Annotated in this window: 16 protein-coding genes and 1 pseudogene; 14 read left to right on the plus strand and 3 right to left on the minus strand. The window is 55.3% G+C overall.

All coding sequences use genetic code 11. From position 1 onward, the window contains the following. Positions 1 to 34 precede the first annotated feature (34 nt). The 5 genes from AACY26_RS20250 (at position 35) to AACY26_RS20270 (ending at position 5,567) form a co-directional block, all read left to right on the plus strand. Positions 35 to 646 carry a tRNA-(ms[2]io[6]A)-hydroxylase gene (locus tag AACY26_RS20250; protein ID WP_339516702.1) on the plus strand — a complete coding sequence of 204 codons (612 nt, stop codon included), beginning with the start codon at positions 35 to 37 and terminating at the stop codon, positions 644 to 646. A 155-nt stretch (positions 647 to 801) separates the two neighbouring features. Continuing rightward, positions 802 to 1,278, plus strand: a complete 477-nt coding sequence (locus AACY26_RS20255) for a MarR family winged helix-turn-helix transcriptional regulator (protein WP_339516704.1) — start codon at positions 802 to 804, stop codon at positions 1,276 to 1,278. Continuing rightward, positions 1,275 to 2,756, plus strand: a complete 1,482-nt coding sequence (locus AACY26_RS20260; protein ID WP_339516706.1) for an efflux transporter outer membrane subunit — start codon at positions 1,275 to 1,277, stop codon at positions 2,754 to 2,756. Before AACY26_RS20255 ends, AACY26_RS20260 begins: the two co-directional genes overlap by 4 nt. Positions 2,757 to 2,772: 16 nt before the next feature. Next, complete coding sequence (locus AACY26_RS20265; RefSeq protein WP_339516708.1) at positions 2,773 to 3,981, plus strand: HlyD family secretion protein; 1,209 nt, start codon at positions 2,773 to 2,775, stop codon at positions 3,979 to 3,981. Between the two features lie 56 nt (positions 3,982 to 4,037). Then, positions 4,038 to 5,567 carry a DHA2 family efflux MFS transporter permease subunit gene (locus AACY26_RS20270; protein ID WP_339516710.1) on the plus strand — a complete coding sequence of 510 codons (1,530 nt, stop codon included), beginning with the start codon at positions 4,038 to 4,040 and terminating at the stop codon, positions 5,565 to 5,567. A gap of 50 nt (positions 5,568 to 5,617) precedes the next feature. Here the strand turns inward: AACY26_RS20270 and lpxH are convergent, their stop codons facing one another. Further along, a complete protein-coding gene (gene lpxH / locus AACY26_RS20275) occupies positions 5,618 to 6,343 on the minus strand; it encodes a UDP-2,3-diacylglucosamine diphosphatase (RefSeq protein ID WP_339516712.1) in 726 nt (241 codons plus the stop codon). Beyond that, positions 6,340 to 6,834: a peptidylprolyl isomerase gene (locus AACY26_RS20280; protein WP_339516714.1), complete on the minus strand. Its 495-nt coding sequence runs from the start codon at positions 6,832 to 6,834 to the stop codon at positions 6,340 to 6,342. Before AACY26_RS20280 ends, lpxH begins: the two co-directional genes overlap by 4 nt. A gap of 460 nt (positions 6,835 to 7,294) precedes the next feature. On the opposite strand from AACY26_RS20280, the gene AACY26_RS20285 reads away from it, so the two are divergent. The 4 genes and pseudogenes from AACY26_RS20285 to AACY26_RS20300 form a co-directional block, all read left to right on the plus strand. Beyond that, positions 7,295 to 8,959 carry a glutamine--tRNA ligase/YqeY domain fusion protein gene (locus tag AACY26_RS20285; RefSeq protein ID WP_339516716.1) on the plus strand — a complete coding sequence of 555 codons (1,665 nt, stop codon included), beginning with the start codon at positions 7,295 to 7,297 and terminating at the stop codon, positions 8,957 to 8,959. A 105-nt stretch (positions 8,960 to 9,064) separates the two neighbouring features. Then, positions 9,065 to 10,447, plus strand: coding sequence for a cysteine--tRNA ligase (gene cysS, locus AACY26_RS20290; protein WP_339516717.1), 1,383 nt, complete (start codon positions 9,065 to 9,067; stop codon positions 10,445 to 10,447). 332 nt (positions 10,448 to 10,779) lie between these two features. Further along, positions 10,780 to 12,333, plus strand: coding sequence for an arylsulfatase (locus AACY26_RS20295; RefSeq protein ID WP_339516718.1), 1,554 nt, complete (start codon positions 10,780 to 10,782; stop codon positions 12,331 to 12,333). Between the two features lie 541 nt (positions 12,334 to 12,874). Beyond that, positions 12,875 to 13,153: pseudogene (locus tag AACY26_RS20300) on the plus strand (hypothetical protein); the annotation flags it as partial. Between the two features lie 324 nt (positions 13,154 to 13,477). Here AACY26_RS20300 and AACY26_RS20305 read toward each other — a convergent pair. Next, entirely contained in the window at positions 13,478 to 15,373 is a 1,896-nt protein-coding gene (locus AACY26_RS20305; protein ID WP_339516720.1) for a sigma-54-dependent Fis family transcriptional regulator, read from the minus strand. 271 nt (positions 15,374 to 15,644) lie between these two features. Here AACY26_RS20305 and AACY26_RS20310 point away from each other — a divergent pair, with 271 nt between their 5' ends. The 5 genes from AACY26_RS20310 to AACY26_RS20330 are packed head-to-tail and all read left to right on the plus strand — an operon-like array spanning position 15,645 to position 19,847. After that, positions 15,645 to 16,739 carry an ABC transporter ATP-binding protein gene (locus tag AACY26_RS20310; RefSeq protein WP_339516722.1) on the plus strand — a complete coding sequence of 365 codons (1,095 nt, stop codon included), beginning with the start codon at positions 15,645 to 15,647 and terminating at the stop codon, positions 16,737 to 16,739. Continuing rightward, positions 16,739 to 17,905, plus strand: a complete 1,167-nt coding sequence (locus AACY26_RS20315) for an ABC transporter ATP-binding protein (protein ID WP_339516724.1) — start codon at positions 16,739 to 16,741, stop codon at positions 17,903 to 17,905. Before AACY26_RS20310 ends, AACY26_RS20315 begins: the two co-directional genes overlap by 1 nt. Beyond that, positions 17,892 to 18,755: a carbohydrate ABC transporter permease gene (locus tag AACY26_RS20320; RefSeq protein ID WP_339516726.1), complete on the plus strand. Its 864-nt coding sequence runs from the start codon at positions 17,892 to 17,894 to the stop codon at positions 18,753 to 18,755. Before AACY26_RS20315 ends, AACY26_RS20320 begins: the two co-directional genes overlap by 14 nt. 11 nt (positions 18,756 to 18,766) lie before the next feature. Then, positions 18,767 to 19,564: a carbohydrate ABC transporter permease gene (locus tag AACY26_RS20325; RefSeq protein ID WP_339516727.1), complete on the plus strand. Its 798-nt coding sequence runs from the start codon at positions 18,767 to 18,769 to the stop codon at positions 19,562 to 19,564. 10 nt (positions 19,565 to 19,574) lie between these two features. Next, the gene (locus AACY26_RS20330) at positions 19,575 to 19,847 is read left to right on the plus strand and encodes a DUF2160 domain-containing protein (RefSeq protein WP_339516728.1); all 273 of its coding nucleotides are present in this window, start codon (positions 19,575 to 19,577) and stop codon (positions 19,845 to 19,847) included. The last annotated feature ends 32 nt before the right edge of the window (positions 19,848 to 19,879 follow it).

Consider the following 19,879-nt stretch of genomic DNA (forward strand, 5'->3'; position numbering starts at 1 on the left):
CTGGCTTCGTCGTTTGTGTCAACCACTGCGGAGCGTGCTTGTGCTGACTGAAATCAATGCGTTTCTCGGCAGTGAAACGCCGCAAGGGTGGATCGATGCGGCGCTTGATCAGCAAGAAGTGATGTTGCTGGACCACAAGAATTGTGAGTTCAAGGCCGCATCAACGGCCTTGAGCCTGATTGCCAAGTACAACACCCATACCGATTTGGTGGTCTACATGTCGCGCCTGGCTCGGGAAGAGCTGGTGCACCATGAGCAAGTCGTGCGCATCATGAAAAAGCGCAAAATCGCATTACGACCCTTGTCAGCCGGTCGTTATGCCTCTGGCTTACGCGCCGGGGTACGCAACCATGAACCGGTGAAAATGGTTGATACCCTTGTGGTCGGTGCTTTTATCGAAGCGCGTAGTTGTGAGCGATTTGCCAAGATTTACCCGCATTTGGACGAAGAACTTGGCAAGTTCTACTACGGCTTGTTGAAGTCGGAAGCACGGCATTACCAGCACTACCTCAAGTTTGCCTACCAGTTTGGCGAGGCGGCGGATGTCGAGCGGACTATCGAGCGAGTAAGGGCCATTGAACAAGAGCTGATTGCCAGTCCCGACACCGAGTTTCGCTTTCACAGTGGCGTGCCAGTCGCCTCCTGATCTGCTTTACCCCCTCTAGAACGCGGTTGTCAGCTGCAAGCCTTGGCTTGCGGCTCGCTCGCGCCTGAAAAAATGCAACAAAATGTTTTGAAATATAGCTGCCTAGGCAGTAATATCTGGCGCATTCTCTGCCTAGGCAGCTTTTCAGGTGCGCAATGAGTAATCCAACCCCGCCATTATTTCCATTTTCCGTGATGGGCCTGTTGATCGGTCGTACGGCATTGCTTAAAGACCAGATCCTGGACCGTAACCTGGTGCCGTACTCGGTCACGGCAGCGCAGTTCAAAGTGCTGATCATGATTGCCCACTTTGGGGTGGATACCCCAGCCGAGCTATGTCGCCAGCTGTCGTTGGACAGCGGCGCCATGACTCGCATGCTTGATCGGCTTGAGCACAAGCAACTGGTTATCCGCCGCCGTTGTGCGGATGACCGCCGCCAGGTGCGCCTGGCGTTGGCCGAAGATGGCCAGGCGTTGGCCAATCAACTGCCAAGAATCGGTGCTGATGCGATGGATGAGTTGCTCGGTGTGCTGGAGCCTGAAGAGCGCGCCATGCTCGAGAGAATCCTCAAGAAAATACTGTTCAGCGCAGGAGACACCATCACTATGCAACGTCTGGGTGATCAGCAATGAGTCGCGTAATCAGGCGGCAATTTTCCCTTGCACTGCTGGCGCTGAGCATTGCCGGCTGTGCAAATTATTCCGGTCTCAATACCTCGGCCACGGGCATTGATGCCAGTGAACTGCAAGCGCAGAAGTCGTTAAATGAAGTCAAGGTCTCGCCGGCCACCTGGCCCAAAAGCGACTGGTGGAAAAGCCTCGGCGATGCCCAGCTCAATGGGCTGATTGAAGAAGCCTTGAAAGACAGTCCGGATCTACAGGTCGCTGAGGCCCGTGCGCATCAGGCCAGCGCAGCAGCCTATGCGGTGGATGCCGCGCGGATGCCGGAAATTGATGCCCAGGCTGGTGTCGATCGTGAGCGCCTGGCTCGCGTCCAGGACCCCTTGGGCGAGGGCGGTCGCTACAGCACGCTGCGCAGCGCAGCCATTGATTTCAACTACAACTTCGATTTGTGGGGTGGCCAGCGCGCAGCCTGGGAAGCCGCCTTGGGGCAGGCGCGAGCTGCGGAAGTGGATCAGAAAGCTGCGCAGCTGACGGTTGCCGCCGATGTGGCCCGTGCCTACAACAACCTGGGCCAAGCCCATGCCTTGCATGATCTTGCGGTTGAAGACCTCAAACGCACCACGCAGATGGTCAAGCTCAGCAAGCGGCGCATGGATGCAGGCATTGACAGTGTTTATCAGTACCAGCAATCCGAGAGCCTTGCTGCAAGTTCCAAAGAGCAGTTGCTGGCTTCGGAAAAGAATCTGCAAAGCGCCAAGATTGCCCTGGCGGTGTTGCTGGGCAAGGGGCCAGACCGTGGCCAGCAAATCGCCCGGCCTGCGATCTTGCAGGCCAGTGCCGTTGCCTTGCCCAGCCAGTTGCCAGCTGAGTTGCTTGGGCGCCGACCCGATATAGTCGCATCGCGCTGGAGGGTTGAAGCCGCAAGCAAAAGCATTGATGCCAGCAAAACGCGCTTTTATCCCAACCTCAACCTGAGCGCCTCGGGCGGTGTCCAGTCGTTGCTGGGTGATGCGATGTTTGGCAATGCCAGCCGTTTTTTCTCCATAGGCCCAAGCCTGTCGTTGCCGCTGTTTGATGGCGGCCGTCTGCGTGCTGATCTTGATGCGCGCGATGCTGATTACGACCTTGCGGTTGCCCAATACAACAAGAACCTGGTGCAGGCGCTGGGGCAGGTGAGTGACACCATCAGCCAGTTGCGCTCGATTGACCAGCAAATACAGTCGCAAAGCCTTGCCGCCCAAATCGCGCAAAACTCCTACGACACGGTTGCCGACCGCTACGGCTCGGGGATTGGTAATTATCTCGACGTATTGAGCATCGAACAGCAGCTACTCGGCGCGCAGCGCCAACTGGCCAACCTCAATGCCGAACAAATCAACTTGTCGATCCTGCTGATGGAGGCGCTCGGTGGTGGTTTTCAACCCGACACCACGGGCCTCGACACCACTTCGACAAATGCGCACGCCAACGCGCCGCTCACTGAATAATCAAAGGTAACTTGCCATGGCTACAGCTACTCATTCTGAACCCGCTGAAAACCAACAAGCGATTGATGCGGGCAATAAGCGCAAGCGCAAAACCTGGTTGTTTGTACTCTTGCTGGTGGTCATTCTCGGCGGACTGGGTTTTTGGGCCTGGTACGAGTTTTATGGCCGCTGGAATGAAAACACCGACGATGCCTACGTAAACGGTAACGTTGTCGAGATCACGCCGCTGATCACCGGCACTGTTGTCAGTATTGGTGCTGATGATGGTGATCTGGTGCATGAAGGCCAGGTGTTGATCAACTTCGACCCAAGCGATGCCTTGGTCGGGTTACAAAGTGCCGAGGCCAATCTTGCGCGCACGGTACGTCAGGTGCGCGGCTTGTACAGCAATGTGGATGCCATGAAGGCGCAAGTGCAAACACAGTTGACCGCAGTGCAAAAAGCCAAGAAGGACTACCAGCGTCGGCAGAGCCTAGCCGCTGGCGGGGCCATTTCCCGCGAAGAGCTGTCCCACGCCCGTGATGCCCTGACCTCGGCGCAAAGTGCCCTGAATAACGCGCAACAACAACTCAACAGCACTCGTGCGCTGGTCGATGACACCGTTATTGCTTCGCACCCGGATGTGCTGGCCGCGGCAGCCGATTTGCGTCAGGCCTATCTCAACAATGCGCGTAGCGCCTTGATTGCCCCTGTGACCGGCTATGTAGCCAAACGCACCGTGCAACTGGGTCAGCGCGTGCAGCCGGGTACGCCAATGATGGCGGTGGTGCCGCTGGATCAAGTCTGGATCGATGCCAACTTCAAGGAAACCCAGCTAAGCAACATGCGAATTGGCCAGTCAGTCGAGATCACCAGCGACCTTTACGGCGATGACGTGACCTTCAACGGCACGGTCGACAGCCTTGGGGCTGGCACCGGCAGCGCTTTTGCACTCTTGCCTGCGCAAAACGCAACCGGTAACTGGATCAAGATCGTGCAACGTGTACCGGTGCGAATCCATATCAACAGCGAGGAGTTGGCCAAGCATCCGTTGCGCATTGGTTTGTCGACCCTGGTCAATGTCAACTTGCATGACCAGAGTGGCCCAGTCCTGGCCCAGCAGCCGCCGGTCAAAGCCTCGTACACCACCAATGTCTACAAGCAGCAATTGGCCGATGCCGATGCCTTGATCAGCAAGCTGATCAAGGACAACAGCGAGCAAGTTGTGAAGACCGCGGTGCGCTAATCCTCTTGGGCCCCGCTTATCGGGTGGGGCCAGTCTCTATAAATTAAGGAGTGGTGATGAGCTCTCAAGCTTCTTTCACACCGCCCAGCTTGTTGCTTTGCACCATTGGTTTGTCGTTGGCGACCTTTATGCAGGTGCTCGACACCACCATTGCCAACGTGGCGCTGCCGACGATTGCAGGCAACCTTGGCGTGAGTTCGGAGCAGGGCACCTGGGTCATTACTTCGTTCGCGGTCAGTAACGCAATTGCCTTGCCGCTGACCGGATGGCTGAGCCGCCGATATGGCGAGGTGAAGCTGTTTGTCTGGGCTACCATGCTGTTCGTGCTGGCGTCATTTCTCTGCGGGATTTCGCGCTCCATGCCCGAACTGGTGGGGTTTCGGGTGGTGCAGGGGTTAATGGCCGGGCCTTTGTATCCGATGACGCAAACCTTGTTGATTGCGGTGTATCCCCCGGCCAAACGGGGGTTGGCACTGGCATTGCTGGCGATGGTGACGGTTGTGGCGCCGATTGCCGGGCCGATTCTTGGCGGCTGGATAACCGACAGCTACAGCTGGCCATGGATTTTCTTCATCAACGTGCCGATCGGTTTATTTGCCGCCTTTGTGGTGACCCAGCAAATGCGTAAGCGACCAGTGGTCACCAGTCATCAGCCTATCGACTACATAGGCTTGTTGACCCTGATTATTGGTGTCGGCGCGCTGCAAATCGTCCTCGACAAAGGCAATGATCTCGACTGGTTCGAGTCGAGCTTTATCGTGATTGGCTCGTTGATCTCAGTGATTTCACTGACGATATTTATCATTTGGGAAATGACAGACCGGCATCCGATCGTCAATTTGCGTTTGTTTGCCCACCGTAACTTCCGGATCGGCACTATCGTGCTGGTCGGGGGCTATGCCGGTTTCTTTGGCATTAACCTGATCCTGCCGCAGTGGCTGCAAACACAGATGGGCTACACCGCGACCTGGGCCGGTTTGGCCGTGGCGCCTTTGGGTATCTTGCCGGTGCTGATGTCACCGTTCGTGGGCAACTATGCGCATAAGTTTGACTTGCGAATTCTGGCGGGCATCGCGTTTTTGGCGATTGGTACCAGTTGCTTTATGCGCGCCGGCTTCAACTCGCAAGTGGATTTTCAGCACATCGCCTTGGTCCAGCTCTTTATGGGGATAGGTGTCGCGCTGTTCTTCATGCCGACGCTGAGCATCTTGCTCTCGGACTTGCCACCGGACCAGATTGCCGATGGCTCGGGGCTTGCGACTTTCCTGCGTAATCTGGGCGGCAGTTTTGCGGCATCGCTGACAACCTGGATCTGGATACGTCGCTCTGAAGTGCACCACGCTTACTTGAGCGAGCATATCAGCGTGTACGATCCGGTAACACGCCAGGCGCTGGATCAGCTCGGTGGAGCCAACGTCCAGTCCTATGCCCAGCTTGAGCAGACCCTGACGAGCCAAGCCTATATGGTCTCGACCGTGGATTATTTCACTCTGATGGGATGGGTGTTCATAGGCCTGATATTCATTGTATGGCTGGCCAAACCGCCCTTTACCGCCAAGGCAGGGCCTGCAGCTGCGGGGCATTGATCAGGAAGCGTGTTGGTTGAGAAAAACGGTGCGATTGCACCGTTTTTTTGTCAGGTGTCGAGAGAAAACGGCGCCTGGTTGAAACCCTGTTCATCGACCTGCAAGGCCCAGCCTTGACGATCCCAGTCGCCCAAGACGATGCGCTTGGCAGATTCACCGTTTACCAGCAGCTTGTGCACGGCTGGCCGATGAGTGTGGCCATGGATCATGGTTTTGACGCCATGCTCGGTCATGACCCGGCTGACTTCATCGGGGGTGACGTCGACAATGTCGCTGGCTTTCATCCGGGTTTGCGCCCGGCTTTCATTGCGCAGCTTGCGCGCCAGCTTATGGCGAGTACTCAGCGGCAAGTGACGTAGAATCCACAGGCTCAACGGGTTACGCAGGTAGCGGCGCATGCGCATGTAATTTTCATCGCGGGTGCACAGGCTGTCGCCATGCATCAGCAACACCGGCTCACCGGCCAGCTCGACCACGCTGGGATCGCGCAGCAAGGTGCAACCAGCCTCGCGACAAAAGCGCTGGCCAATCATGAAATCGCGATTGCCATGCATCAGGAAAATTGCCGTGCCGCTTTCGCTGAGTTGTTTCAGTGCGTCTGCAATCGAGCGTTGAAATGGGCTGATTGCATCGTCGCCAACCCAAACCTCAAAGAAATCGCCGAGAATGTAGAGCGCCTCAGCCTGGCGTGCGCGGGTGCTGAGAAAATGCAGAAACGCCCGGGTAATGTCCGGGCGCTCCTGTTCAAGGTGAAGATCTGAGATCAGTAGGATCACTCAACGATCTCAGCACGCTCGATGATGACGTCTTCAACTGGGACATCCTGGTGACCAGACTTCATGGTGGTAGGTACGCCCTTGATCTTCTCGACCACATCCATGCCGTCGGTGACTTCACCAAACACTGCATAACCCCAGCCTTGAACTGTAGGTGCGGTGTGGTCGAGGAAGGTGTTATCGGCAACGTTGATGAAGAACTGGGCAGACGCCGAATGCGGCTCCATGGTGCGTGCCATGGCAACAGTTCCCACTTTGTTGGAAACGCCGTTGTTAGCTTCGTTCTTGATGGTGGCGTTGGTCGGCTTCTGCTTCATACCAGGCTCAAAACCGCCGCCCTGAACCATGAAGTTGCTGATTACGCGGTGAAAAACGGTACCGTCGTAGTGACCGCTTTTTACGTATTCCTTGAAGTTGGCCACGGTTTCTGGCGCCTTGTCAGCAAACAGGGTCAGGGTGATAACGCCGTGGTTGGTGTGCAGCTTGATCATGAGAGTAATCGCTCTGTCGAATTAAGCAGGAGGCCATGTCACGCTGTATTGCCAGCTATGCAGGCCCTTGAAACTACTGTGTCAGGTTATCGCTGGGGCGCAATAAATCAACGCCGTTGAAGCCGTTTTGGCCCTGTCTCTGCGCGAGTTTTACCTGCGCCCATCGGTGCAACCGCTAGTGTAAACGTAACTTAAGTGCTACGCAGCGCAAATGAACTGGCTCCAAGGCCTGTCAGGGGGTTGACAGCTTCGGCTATGATAGGCGTTTTGCAATTGCTGGAAAACCATCAGCTCAGAAATCACCGTGCAGCCTTGGATTACCGGTTTGGGGTGTTTTGATTCCCGATGACCTTGATGCAGGGTTGTAATCTTCGGTTTAGATACTGGTCTGGTAGTTTCGATGCATTCATTGTTTTAGTCGGCCGTTGCTAAGCCGCGCACCTGCATGATCAAGGACACCATGAGCAAGTCAGAGACTCCCGCCGCAACGAACTTCCTTCGCCCCATCGTCCAGGCCGATCTGGAGTCAGGTAAACACGCGAAGGTTATTACCCGTTTCCCGCCGGAACCTAACGGTTACCTGCATATTGGTCATGCCAAATCGATCTGCCTGAACTTCGGTCTGGCCAAAGAGTTTGGCGGTGAATGTCATTTGCGTTTCGATGACACCAACCCGGCCAAGGAAGATCAGGAATACATCGATGCGATCAAGCAGGACGTGCAATGGCTGGGTTTCCAGTGGGCTGGCGAGGTGCGTTTCGCCTCCAACTATTTCGACCAGTTGCATGACTGGGCTGTAGCCCTGATCAAGTCCGGAGATGCCTATGTTTGCGACCTGTCGCCAGACGAGTCGCGGGCATACCGTGGCTCCTTGACCGAGCCGGGCAGGAACAGCCCGTTTCGTGATCGCTCGGTTGACGAAAACCTCGATTTGTTCGCCCGCATGAAAGCAGGCGAGTTTGCTGACGGCGAGCGCTCGCTGCGGGCAAAAATCGACATGGCCGCGCCGAATATCAACCTGCGCGACCCGATTCTGTATCGTATTCGTCATGCCCATCATCACCAGACGGGTGACAAATGGTGCATCTACCCAAGCTATGACTTCACTCACGGCCAGTCCGATGCCATCGAAGGCATTACCCATTCGGTCTGCACCCTTGAGTTCGAAGATCATCGTCCGCTGTACGAGTGGTTCCTGGCGCATTTGCCTGTACCAGCACAGCCTCGTCAGTACGAATTTGCGCGCCTTAACCTCAACTACACCATCACCAGCAAGCGCAAGCTCAAGCAACTGGTTGACGAAGGCCATGTAAATGGCTGGGACGACCCGCGCATGTCAACGCTGGTGGGTTATCGCCGCCGTGGCTATACGCCTGCATCCATGCGTCATTTCTGCGACATGATCGGGGTTAACCGTGCCGGTGGCGTGGTGGATATCGGCATGCTCGAATTTGCCATTCGCGAAGATCTCGACGCCAACGCTGCGCGTGCCATGTGCGTACTGAAGCCGCTGAAGGTGGTTATTACTAACTACCCGGAAAATGAGGTGCAAGTGCTCAGTCTGGCGCGTCACCCGAAGCAGGACATAGGTACGCGTGAGCTGCCGTTTGCCCGCGAGATTTATATCGATGCTGGCGACTATGAAGAAAACCCGCCGAAAGGCTACAAGCGCCTTGAGCCAGGTGGCGAAGTGCGGTTGCGCGGTAGCTACGTGATTCGTGCCGATGAAGCGATCAAGGATGCGGACGGCAATGTGGTCGAGCTGCGGTGTTCCTATGACCCCGACACCCTTGGTAAAAACCCGGAAGGGCGCAAGGTCAAAGGTGTGGTGCACTGGGTTCCAGCCGATGCCAGCGTTGAGTGTGAAGTCCGGCTTTATGACCGGTTATTCCGCTCAGCCAATCCGGAAAAAGCCGAGGAGGGTGGCAGCTTCCTCGACAATATCAATCCGCAGTCGCTGGTGGTGCTCAAAGGGTGTCGCGCCGAGCCGTCTCTGGCCAATGCAACAGTTGATGATCGTTTCCAGTTTGAGCGTGAAGGTTACTTCTGCCTCGACTCGAAGGATTCCAAGCCAGATGCACTGGTCTTCAACCGCACTGTAACCCTGCGTGATTCCTGGGGTTGAGCCTGGCGCAGGCTGAGTGAGTAACGCGGTGGTCGCAGTTGAACCTGCGGCCCTGGGTTATGCAGCAGATTTTGTGGCTTAAAGGGCCGCGTTTAAGGATTTTTTATGCTGACCATCTACAACACCTTGAGCAAAACCAAAGAAGCGCTTAAACCGCTAGTCGGCAATCAGGTACGCATGTACGTCTGTGGCATGACGGTTTATGACTTCTGCCACATTGGTCATGCCCGGGTGATGGTCGCTTTTGATGTGATTGCACGCTGGCTGCGCTTTCGTGGCTACGAGCTGACCTATGTGCGCAATATCACTGATATCGACGACAAGATTATTCGTCGCGCCCAGGAAAATGGCGAAGGTTTTGAAGTGCTGGTTGAGCGCATGATTGCCGCCATGCATGAAGACGAAGCCCGTCTCTCGGTGCTGCGTCCAGATATGGAACCGCGCGCAACAAGCCATATTCCCGGCATGCACGAAATGATTCAAACCTTGATCGACAAAGGCTTTGCCTACGCACCAGGTAACGGTGATGTTTATTACCGGGTGGGCAAATTTGTCGGTTATGGCAAGCTCTCGCGCAAGAAGATTGAAGACCTGCGCATCGGGGCGCGTATTGAGGTCGATGAGTCGAAGCAGGACCCGCTTGATTTCGTCCTCTGGAAGGGCGCCAAGCCAGGCGAGCCAAGCTGGACATCACCCTGGGGTGAAGGGCGACCCGGCTGGCATATTGAATGCTCGGTCATGTCGACCTGCTGCCTGGGCGAGACATTCGACATTCACGGCGGCGGTCCCGACCTGGTGTTCCCGCACCATGAAAACGAAATTGCGCAGAGCGAAGCCGCGACCGGCAAGCTTTACGCCAACGCCTGGATGCACGCGGGCGCAGTCCGTGTCGATGGCGAGAAAATGTCCAAATCCCTGGGCAACTTCTTCACCATCCGCGAGGTGCTGGAAAAGTACCATCCAGAAGTGGTGCGCTACTTCCTGGTGTCGAGCCAGTACCGCAGCCCGATCAACTACTCTGAAGACAGCTTGAAAGAAGCCAAGGGCGCGCTGGAACGTTTCTACCACGCACTCAAGGGTTTGCCTGAAGCTGCGCCTGCTGGCGGTGATGCCTATGCCGAGCGCTTTGCCGAGGCGATGGATGACGACTTCAACTCACCCGAAGCCTGCGCCGTGTTGTTTGAGATGGTCCGTGAGATCAATCGCCTGCGCGATACTGACCTTGAGGCCGCAGCTGGTTTGGCCGCGCGCATGAAACAGTTGGCGTCTGTATTGGGGGTGTTGCAGCTTGAACCTGAAGCCTTCCTGCAAGCGGGCGCGCAGGGCAAGGTTGATGCTGCGCAGGTCGATGCATTGATAGCTGCACGGTTGCAAGCACGTAGCGACAAAAACTGGGCTGAGTCTGACCGTATTCGTGATCAACTGACTGCCATGGGGGTTGTTCTTGAAGACGGCAAGGGCGGTACGACCTGGCGTTTAGCCGAGTAAGGCAACGTCAGATCCGCTGTAGAAGAAGCCGCTTATGCGGCTTTTTTTATGCTCGAACGCTGAGCAGAGCTTTGGTGATCCTAAAACCTGTCACCTTAAAACAAACCTTTGTCGTGTAATGTCAAGCTAAGGTGGATGACAAAGCCGTATCTTGCAGCTTGGAGCACTGTTCCATTTGAAAGTCAGGCACTTTGCTGGCGTTGTCCACGCACCAGCGCAGTGGCTGTAAGGCTCGAGTTAAAGCGTGATCGTAGTGGGGCCTGCAACGGTTCAGGTCAACGATGCCCACGCTTGCGCCGCAGGCTAATAATAATGACCCAAAGGATGTCATGATGACTTGGTTACGAGTACGTCTTAAAACCATCGGCACGGCCGCGCTGCTAGCGTCTTCGGTATGTGCCGCCTCCCTGGTATCTGCCGCCGATAAGCCCAATATCCTGGTGATCATGGGCGATGATATTGGTATCACTAACATCAGCAAATACAGCTACGGCCTGATGGGCTATCCAACGCCCAATATCGACCGGATTGCCAATGAAGGCATGATGTTCACGGATTATTACGGTGAGCAAAGCTGTACCGCCGGACGCGCCGCCTTTATCACAGGCCAGCATCCGGTACGTACGGGGCTCACCAAAGTTGGCATGCCCGGCTCGACAGTCGGGCTGCAAAAAGAAGACCCAACTCTGGCCGAATTACTCAAGCCATTGGGTTACACCAGCGGCCAGTTCGGTAAGAACCACTTGGGTGATCGCGACGAATTCTTGCCAACCAATCACGGGTTTGATGAATTCCTCGGCAACCTTTATCACCTCAATGCCGAAGAAGCGCCTGAAGATGAGGATTGGACCAAGAACCCGGTCATCGATAAAGCCATTCGCCCGCGCGGAATCATTCACAGCACCGCCGATGGCAAGATCGAAGATCTTGGCCCGCTGAACCGCAAGCGCATGGAAACCATCGACCAGGAATTCCTGGATGCGTCGCTTAACTTCATGGACAAGGCGGTTAAACAAGACAAGCCGTTCTTTGTCTGGTTTAACTCAACGCGCATGCACTACTACACCCACATCAAGGAAGAAACCAAGGGCCTGTCTGGCCAAGGTTTCTACAACGATGGCATGGTTGAGCATGACGGTCAGGTCGGTGAGCTGCTCAAGAAGCTGGATGATTTGGGTGTCGCTAAAAACACCATCGTGATCTACACCACTGATAATGGTGTGCATTTCAACCAGTGGCCAGACGCCGGTATCACCCCATTCCGTGGTGAGAAAAACACCAACTGGGAAGGTGGTTACCGCGTACCGGCAATCATTCGCTGGCCAGACCACATCAAGCCAAACTCTGTTTCTAATGAGATTGTCTCGGCTCAGGACTGGGTTCCAACATTGATGGCCGCCGCCGGTGTGCCGGATGTCAAAGAGAAATTGCTCACTGGCTACACAGCTGGTAACAAGAGCTTCAAGGTCCATCTCGATGGTTACAACCAATTGCCGTACCTTGAGGGCAAAGAGCCTAAAGGCCCGCGCACTGATTTCTACTACTTCAGTGACGACGGTAAATTGCTGGGCATGCGCGATGGTGACTGGAAGGTTGTCTACGCTGAACAGCGAGCGCACCGCTTTGATGTATGGCGCGACCCGTTTGTAGACCTGCGTGCGCCTAAGCTGTTCAATTTGCGTCGCGATCCATTCGAACGTGCTGACACTGATTCCAACAGCTACAACGTGTGGTGGGACAAGAAAGCCCAATCGGCAATCTTCCCTGGAATCTTCCGTACCCAGCAGTTCTTGATGACGTTCAAGGACTTCCCGCCACGTCAGCGTCCGGCTTCGTTCACAATCGACCAAATGGTTGAGAAACTGATGAACTTCAAGGGCAAATAAACGTAACCGCCCAGCGAAGTCGCCTACCCGGCACCTGGAATAAGGGCGATGTTCTCCACTAAACAATACGTGGACTCCATCGCCCTTATCGTCAGGTCTGCCGTGCGCTTAACAACCTATTATCCCAAACCTTCTAAAGCCTAGGACGTCCTGGAATGCCTGCTATCTGGCGTATTGATAGCCAGCGTATTTGATGGCAGTCATTGGCTTATCGATTGGTCACCGCAAATTGCCTCATTTGGCAAAAGCGGCACCTTGGCATCGCGCCTCATGCCTTGATGCCTCCGGAAAAACTGCATGCTCAGGCGGTTTTAGGTACAGCACCCGCTCAGTGGATGAAGGCAACCACCCGCCAATCAGATTCGGTCGTGGGCTCTGGCCGTTCGAACTGGCCGCGACCACCTATACTGCCGAGACCCTGTGTTTGAGGTGGAGGCAAGTCGTTTTGCCCAGCTTCGGCTTTGCGCGTGTTGTCGCACGGCTAGGATACTTGCGTACTAAGTTCAATCACTCTCAAGCGTAAAGAGAATGTCCCATGAATATGAACAAGTTTTTGTTGGGAGCCACCACTTTGCTGTTTGCTACCGTAGCCTGTGCTGATATTCCACAGCTCAACTACGATTGCCCGACCAATATCGCCGTGCATGCGGATGAGGGTGGGCCAGTGTTCATCAATGGCAAAGAGACAAAACTCAAGAAATTCAATGACAACGCCTATGAAGCTAAAGGCTCTGGAGTGGTGATCTCCCTCACGCGCAATCCCGATGAGTCATGGGATGTATCCTATACCGGTAAAGGTGGGGCCAACGGGGTTTGCAAGCCCGCGACATCGGGCGGTACACCTGCCACTAGCAAGGCTGAGGAAGCCTGCCTGACTGAAGTGGCGAAGCAAACCGGTCTTGCCACCAGCAAACTTTCTGTGACCGACGTCATGACTGCCGAAGCGGGCATTGGTGTGACGATCAACGTACCTGGCGCAGACGCTCCTTGGTCGTGCCTGTCCGATGAAAGTGGCAAGATCCAAGGCGCAAGCTATACCGGCTCTGAAGGCAAACTCTGAGTTGCAGCCAAGCGTCTTTAGGTTAGCTTGTCTATAAGTACAAAAACCGCTTTCGAGCGGTTTTTTGTGTTTTGAATTGGGCCTTTATAGTTTCAGGCCTTGCTCGCGCAGGCGTTTGTATAAAGTGTTACGGCTTACCCCAAGGCGTCGGGCAAGCTGGGAAACATTGCCGGCACAGGCCTGCAGTTTGTCATTGAGATCAGTTGGATCACTCAGGTCGAGCGTTTCGCTTGAGTTGATACACCGGGTGTTCGGCAGTACCGCCGAGCCATTGGCTGTCGATTGCTGGGTGTGCAGTTCTATCAGGAAGTCTTCTGGCAGGTGTTCAGCCTTGATCGGCAGATCATCTGCCATTGCCAGCGCGACTCGAATCACACTGCTGAGCTGGCGCAGATTGCCGGGCCAGGGGTGCGCGCTGAACAATTCCAGCACCTCATTGCTTAAACCCGCCCATTGCTGTGGTTCGCGGTACTGCTGCCACAGGCGTTTGAACAAGGCGACTTTATCGCTGCGCTCGCGAAGCGGGGGCAGTTCGAGGCTAAGCCCGTTGATACGGTAATAGAGGTCTTGGCGAAACAAGCCCTGTTCGACATCTTTTCGCAGTGGACGGTTGGTCGCCGAGATCAAACGGATATCCACCGCGTAGCTTTCACTGCTGCCCAGTGGTTGCACGCAACGTTCTTGCAGTACCCGCAATAGCCGTGCCTGCACCCGGGGCGGCATGTCACCGATTTCATCGAGGAACAGCGTGCCCTTGTCTGCCTTGCGGATCAATCCACTGCTGCCTTTCTGGTTGGCACCCGTGAAGGCGCCTTTCTCGTAGCCAAACAGTTCGGACTCAACCAGCTCGCTGGGAATGGCGGCGCAGTTGACTGCAATAAATGGCTGAGCCGCGCGGCTGCTGGCGTGGTGCAGGGCTTTGACGAAGACCTCCTTGCCCACGCCGGTTTCGCCATGGACGAGCAGGGGAATATCTTTCTCGATCAGACGTTGTGCCTGCTGGATGGCTTTATCGACCCGAGCATCGCCCATGCTTAGGTTCTCCAGTCTCAAGCCGTCTTCAGTGGGCGCTAACGGGGTGTTTTTAGCCTGTGGGCGAAAGTCGCGTGCCTTAGGCGCTAGTGGCTGTTCTGGGCGGGTGACTTGGGCATAAAAACGAAAGCGTCCACCCGCTTTTAGGGCAAACGGCTGCCCGGAGGGTTGGTTGAGCAGTTGCCGCAGCGGCACATCGAATAAGGTTTCGATATTGGTTAGCGCCAGGCTGGTGCCGAGTAGGTTGTCTGCCCGGCGGTTTGCCGATATCACCTGGCCGCTGTCATCAAATACCACCAGCCCAGCCCAAGGGCTTTCAAGGTTATTGAGGCTGGTATTGAAGGTCAGCTGGAAATAGTGCTGTTTGAACAGATTCAGGATCAGCCGGTTTTCCACTGACTGACTCATCATCTTGACCATGCCAAGGGTGTGCGATGGTGGCAGATAGCTGTCGCTGGATACATCAAGTACCGCAACCACTTGGCGCTGCTCATCGAAAATGGGCGAGGCTGAACCGGTCATAAATCGGTTGGCCTTGAGGTAGTGCTCATCCTGTTGGATGTGTATGGCTTGTGCGCAGCTTAGTGCGGTGCCAATCGCATTAGTTCCGGTCTGGCGTTCCTGCCAACTGGCCCCGGTGACAAAACCGCGGCTGTGCTGCGCGTCGAGAAATCGCTGGTCGCCCCATGATTGCAGCACCTGACCTTGGTTGTCTGCCAGCATTATCAGGCAGCTTGAGTTCGTCAGGATGGTGTCGTAATAGGGCAAGACTTCCTGGTGGGTGGTGACCACTAAGTTTTGGTGGCGATCAAGCAAGGCGCTGATCTCGCCCTGTACAGGCGAGCCAAAGCTCGGCTTGGTTTGATGCGTCAGGCCAAATTTACGACAGCGTGACCAGGAATCCTCAATGATTGCTTGATGAGTCTGTAGGCGGGCAGATTCAGCCATGCTTGGCAGTTCTCCGTTGCAGCGTTTCTTATTGTTGTGGGGCTCCGGTCTTTGCCGAGTTCCTTGAGTGTCGTTGATGACTGTTCAATGTCAACGTTTGAGTGTTCAGTTGTTCAATTAACAGTTGTTCAAAACTGTTCAATGCCGCTATGTGGCGTCGCCCCGTTTGGTTGAATACTCATTGTTAAACAATAAGATAGAGGTGACACCTGCGGGCTGGCACGGACATCGCTTAAGGATGTGAAATGGCATAACAAAAAAAGGAAGAGCCATGTCACTGACGCTGGAGCATGTCAGCCGTACGGTTGATAACCAGGTTTACATCGACGATGCCTGCCTTAGTTTCGAGCCCGGCTCTTTCAATGTGCTGCTGGGGCGCACCCTGTCTGGAAAGACCAGCCTGATGCGGTTGATGGCCGGACTCGACCGTCCAAATAAGGGGCGAATCCTGATGAACGGTGCGGATGTCACCAGCATCCCTGTGCGCCAACGCAATGTGTCGATGGTGTATCAACAGTTCATCAATTACCCCACGCTTAGCGTTTTCGAGAATATTGCCTCGCCATTGCGTCAGGCGCGTTGCTCGGAGGCCGAGATTAACGAGAAGGTTCACGCCACGGCCAAGATGCTGCGGATCGAGGGCTTGCTCAAGCGCTTTCCCCTGGAACTCTCTGGTGGCCAGCAACAGCGCACGGCCATGGCCAGGGCGCTGGTCAAGGATGCATCCTTGATTCTGTTTGACGAACCGCTGGTCAACCTCGACTACAAGCTGCGTGAAGAGTTGCGCCAAGAGATGCGTGAGCTATTTGCCGCGCGTCATACCATCGCCATTTACGCCACCACCGAACCCAATGAGGCGCTGGCGCTGGGCGGTACCACCACTATTTTGCATCAGGGGCGAATCATCCAGAGCGGCAATACGCCCGAGGTCTACCATCGTCCGCAGCATATATTGGCTGCGGAGCTATTTTCTGAGCCGCCAATCAATATTTTACCGGGCCAGATCAGCGGTACCGAGGTGAGTTTTGCTGATACCGTGCATTTCCCCCTCAATCCTGATCTGCAACAGCTTGAGCCTGGTGAATACCGCTTTGGCATGCGGCCTAGCCATATTGGCCTGGTGCCTTCCAATGATGATGACCTTGAGCTTGCGGTGACGGTCGACCTTGCGGAAATAAGCGGTTCGGAAACCTTCCTGCATGTGCGAGGCGAGCAGTTCTCGTTGGTGCTTCACCTTCCTGGCGTACACGAGTACGACGTCGATACGCCGATTCTGATTTATATCCCTACCCACAAATTGTTTGTCTTTGATGTTCAGGGCCAGCTCAAACAGGCACCAGCGCGACGCGCGGGGAGGGCTGCCTGATGGCTGAGATCCGTTTGCATAACCTGGCGCACAGCTACAGCCGCACGCCAAGCAGCGCCGCTGAATATGCGATTCGCGAGATGAATCATACCTGGGAGCAAGGCGGCGCCTATGCGCTGCTCGGGCCATCGGGCTGCGGGAAGTCGACACTGCTGAACATCATCTCCGGGCTGCTCAGCCCGTCCCATGGCGAGGTGTTGTTTGACTCAAAGGTGGTCAATGGCTTGACCCCGCAAATGCGCAACATTGCCCAGGTTTTCCAGTTTCCGGTGGTGTACGACACCATGACAGTGTTCGATAACCTGGCCTTTCCATTGCGTAATCAAGGGATGGCTGAGCCGCAAGTGCTGAGCAAGGTGCACGAGATTGCCGAAGTGCTGGATTTGCATCCTTTGCTGACGAAAAAGGCCAGCAACCTGACCGCTGATGAGAAGCAAAAAGTTTCAATGGGGCGTGGCCTGGTGCGTGATGACGTCTCGGCGATTCTGTTTGATGAGCCGCTGACGGTGATTGACCCGCATTTGAAGTGGAAGCTGCGGCGCAAGCTCAAGCAGATTCATGAGCAGTTTAATATCACCATGGTCTACGTCACCCATGACCAGTTGGAAGCCTCGACCTTCGCCGACAAGATCGCGGTGATGTATGGCGGTCAAATTGTGCAGTTTGGTACACCGCGTGAACTGTTCGAGCGGCCAAGCCACACCTTTGTCGGTTATTTCATTGGCAGCCCTGGCATGAATTTGATTGAAGTCGAGCGCTGTGCGGGCGGCGTCAGCTTTGCCAATACCCGCTTGAGTCTTGGCGCTGCACTCAACCAGCGCCTTGATTCACTTGACTATCAGCAGTTGAAAATCGGTATCCGCCCCGAGTTTGTTCATCTCTGGGATGTGCCCGGCAGCGATCTTGCCGGTGCTGCATCCGTAGCTGAAGTATCGGCTGACAGCGACGCCTTCAGCGCCGAGGTGGTTCATGTCGAAGACTTGGGCACTTATAAAATTCTCAGCCTGAACCTGGATGGCCAGCCGCTCAAGGTGCGCCTGCAAGAGGACCAGGTCGTGCCCAAGCATCGGGCATCGGTCAGTTTTCCGGCGCAGTGGCTGATGGTCTATGCCGACGACTTCCTGGTCACGGCAGACGCACAGGAGGCGCGCCATGAAAGTGCATAACAACAAAGCCTGGTGGTTGGTGTTGCCGGTGTTCTTGCTGGTGGCGTTCAGCGCGGTAGTGCCGATGATGACCGTGGTCAACTACTCGGTGCAGGACATCTTTGACTCCTCCAGCCGCTTCTTTGTCGGCGTTGACTGGTTCAAACAGGTGCTGCGTGATTCGCGCCTGCATGACTCACTGCTGCGCCAGTTTATTTATTCAGGCTGTGTGCTGTTGATCGAGATTCCATTGGGCATTGCGATTGCCTTGACCATGCCGACCAAGGGGCGCTGGGCGTCGTTGTGTCTGATCGTGATGGCGATTCCACTGCTGATTCCATGGAACGTGGTTGGTACCATTTGGCAGATATTTGGCCGCGCTGACATCGGCCTGCTGGGCTGGAGCCTGAATGCGCTGGGTATCAGCTACAACTATGCATCCAACACCACGGATGCCTGGGTCACAGTGCTGGTGATGGATGTCTGGCACTGGACCTCGCTGGTGGCGCTGCTGTGTTATTCCGGCCTGCGCGCGATTCCCGATGTGTATTACCAGGCTGCGCGTATCGATCGCGCTTCATCCTGGGCGGTGTTTCGCTATATCCAGTTGCCCAAGCTCAAGAGCGTGTTGTTGATAGCAGTGATGCTGCGCTTCATGGACAGCTTCATGATCTACACCGAGCCCTTTGTGCTGACCGGGGGCGGCCCCGGCAATGCAACGACCTTCCTCAGCCAGACATTGACCAAAATGGCCGTCGGCCAGTTCGACCTTGGCCCGGCGGCCGCATTCTCGCTGGTCTACTTCCTGATCATCTTGTTGGTGTCATGGTTGTTCTACACCGCCATGACCCACACCGATAAGAACAGCTGAGGAGGCGGGCGATGTTACGTAAACGCGTGGTTTTAGGGCTCTACATTCTGTTCCTGCTGGTGCCGATCTACTGGCTGGTGAACATGTCGTTCAAGAGCAATACCGAGATTCTGGGCAGCCTGACGCTCTGGCCCAGCAGCTTTACGCTGGATAACTACAAGGTGATCTTCACCGACCCGAGTTGGTATCAGGCTTACCTCAATTCCTTGTATTACGTGAGCTTGAATACCCTGATCTCGCTTGCTGTAGCGCTGCCGGCAGCCTATGCGTTTTCCCGTTACCGCTTTTTGGGTGACAAGCACCTATTCTTTTGGTTGCTGACCAATCGCATGGCGCCGCCTGCAGTGTTTCTGTTGCCGTTTTTCCAGCTTTACTCATCGATTGGCTTGTTTGATACGCACATTGCGGTGGCTCTGGCGCACTGCCTGTTCAACGTGCCTTTGGCGGTATGGATCCTCGAGGGCTTCATGTCCGGGGTGCCTAAGGAGATTGATGAAACGGCTTATATCGACGGCTACAGCTTCCCCAAGTTCTTTGTGAAGATTTTTATCCCGTTGATTGGCTCCGGGATTGGTGTGACTGCCTTCTTCTGCTTCATGTTTTCCTGGGTTGAACTGCTGCTGGCGCGAACCCTGACCTCAGTGGATGCCAAACCTATTGTCGCGGTAATGACGCGCACGGTTTCAGCCTCGGGTATCGACTGGGGCGTGCTGGCCGCTGCGGGCGTCTTAACCATTTTGCCGGGCATGCTGGTGATCTGGTTCGTGCGCAACCATGTTGCCAAGGGCTTTGCCCTGGGCCGGGTGTAAGGAGAAACCTATGGAATGGATGGCTTGGACATTACCGACAGCCCTGTTTTTTGGCGGTATCGGCTTGTTGCTGGTTGGTATGACCGTCTGGGAATTGCGTTCACCCTGTGTTGAGCGTCGCGGCTTTTTACCTATTACCACCAGTCGTGGTGATCGTTTGTTTATTGGGCTTTTAGGCAGCGCATACCTGCATCTTATGGTGATAGGTGTGACTGACTGGAGTGTCTGGATAGCCTCGGCGCTGTCTGTGGTGTGGTTGGTGGCAGTGATGCGTTGGGGCTGACAAAGCACGGATAACCGGCTTTCTATAGCTGT

Origin of the sequence: Pseudomonas sp. RL_15y_Pfl2_60 (genome assembly GCF_963970595.1) — a bacterium.
Lineage (GTDB): Bacteria > Pseudomonadota > Gammaproteobacteria > Pseudomonadales > Pseudomonadaceae > Aquipseudomonas.

Excerpts from the sequence above, each read along its gene's own strand:
- AACY26_RS20265 (WP_339516708.1), top strand. The coding sequence starts at position 2,773 with ATGGCTACAGCTACTCATTCTGAACCCGCTGAAAACCAACAAGCGATT.
- AACY26_RS20280 (WP_339516714.1), bottom strand. The coding sequence starts at position 6,834 with ATGATCAAGCTGCACACCAACCACGGCGTTATCACCCTGACCCTGTTT.
- AACY26_RS20255 (WP_339516704.1), top strand. The coding sequence starts at position 802 with ATGAGTAATCCAACCCCGCCATTATTTCCATTTTCCGTGATGGGCCTG.
- AACY26_RS20330 (WP_339516728.1), top strand. The coding sequence starts at position 19,575 with ATGGAATGGATGGCTTGGACATTACCGACAGCCCTGTTTTTTGGCGGT.
- cysS (WP_339516717.1), top strand. The coding sequence starts at position 9,065 with ATGCTGACCATCTACAACACCTTGAGCAAAACCAAAGAAGCGCTTAAA.
- AACY26_RS20295 (WP_339516718.1), top strand. The coding sequence starts at position 10,780 with ATGACTTGGTTACGAGTACGTCTTAAAACCATCGGCACGGCCGCGCTG.
- AACY26_RS20305 (WP_339516720.1), bottom strand. The coding sequence starts at position 15,373 with ATGGCTGAATCTGCCCGCCTACAGACTCATCAAGCAATCATTGAGGAT.
- AACY26_RS20310 (WP_339516722.1), top strand. The coding sequence starts at position 15,645 with ATGTCACTGACGCTGGAGCATGTCAGCCGTACGGTTGATAACCAGGTT.
- AACY26_RS20320 (WP_339516726.1), top strand. The coding sequence starts at position 17,892 with ATGAAAGTGCATAACAACAAAGCCTGGTGGTTGGTGTTGCCGGTGTTC.
- AACY26_RS20270 (WP_339516710.1), top strand. The coding sequence starts at position 4,038 with ATGAGCTCTCAAGCTTCTTTCACACCGCCCAGCTTGTTGCTTTGCACC.
- AACY26_RS20315 (WP_339516724.1), top strand. The coding sequence starts at position 16,739 with ATGGCTGAGATCCGTTTGCATAACCTGGCGCACAGCTACAGCCGCACG.
- AACY26_RS20325 (WP_339516727.1), top strand. The coding sequence starts at position 18,767 with ATGTTACGTAAACGCGTGGTTTTAGGGCTCTACATTCTGTTCCTGCTG.
- AACY26_RS20260 (WP_339516706.1), top strand. The coding sequence starts at position 1,275 with ATGAGTCGCGTAATCAGGCGGCAATTTTCCCTTGCACTGCTGGCGCTG.
- AACY26_RS20285 (WP_339516716.1), top strand. The coding sequence starts at position 7,295 with ATGAGCAAGTCAGAGACTCCCGCCGCAACGAACTTCCTTCGCCCCATC.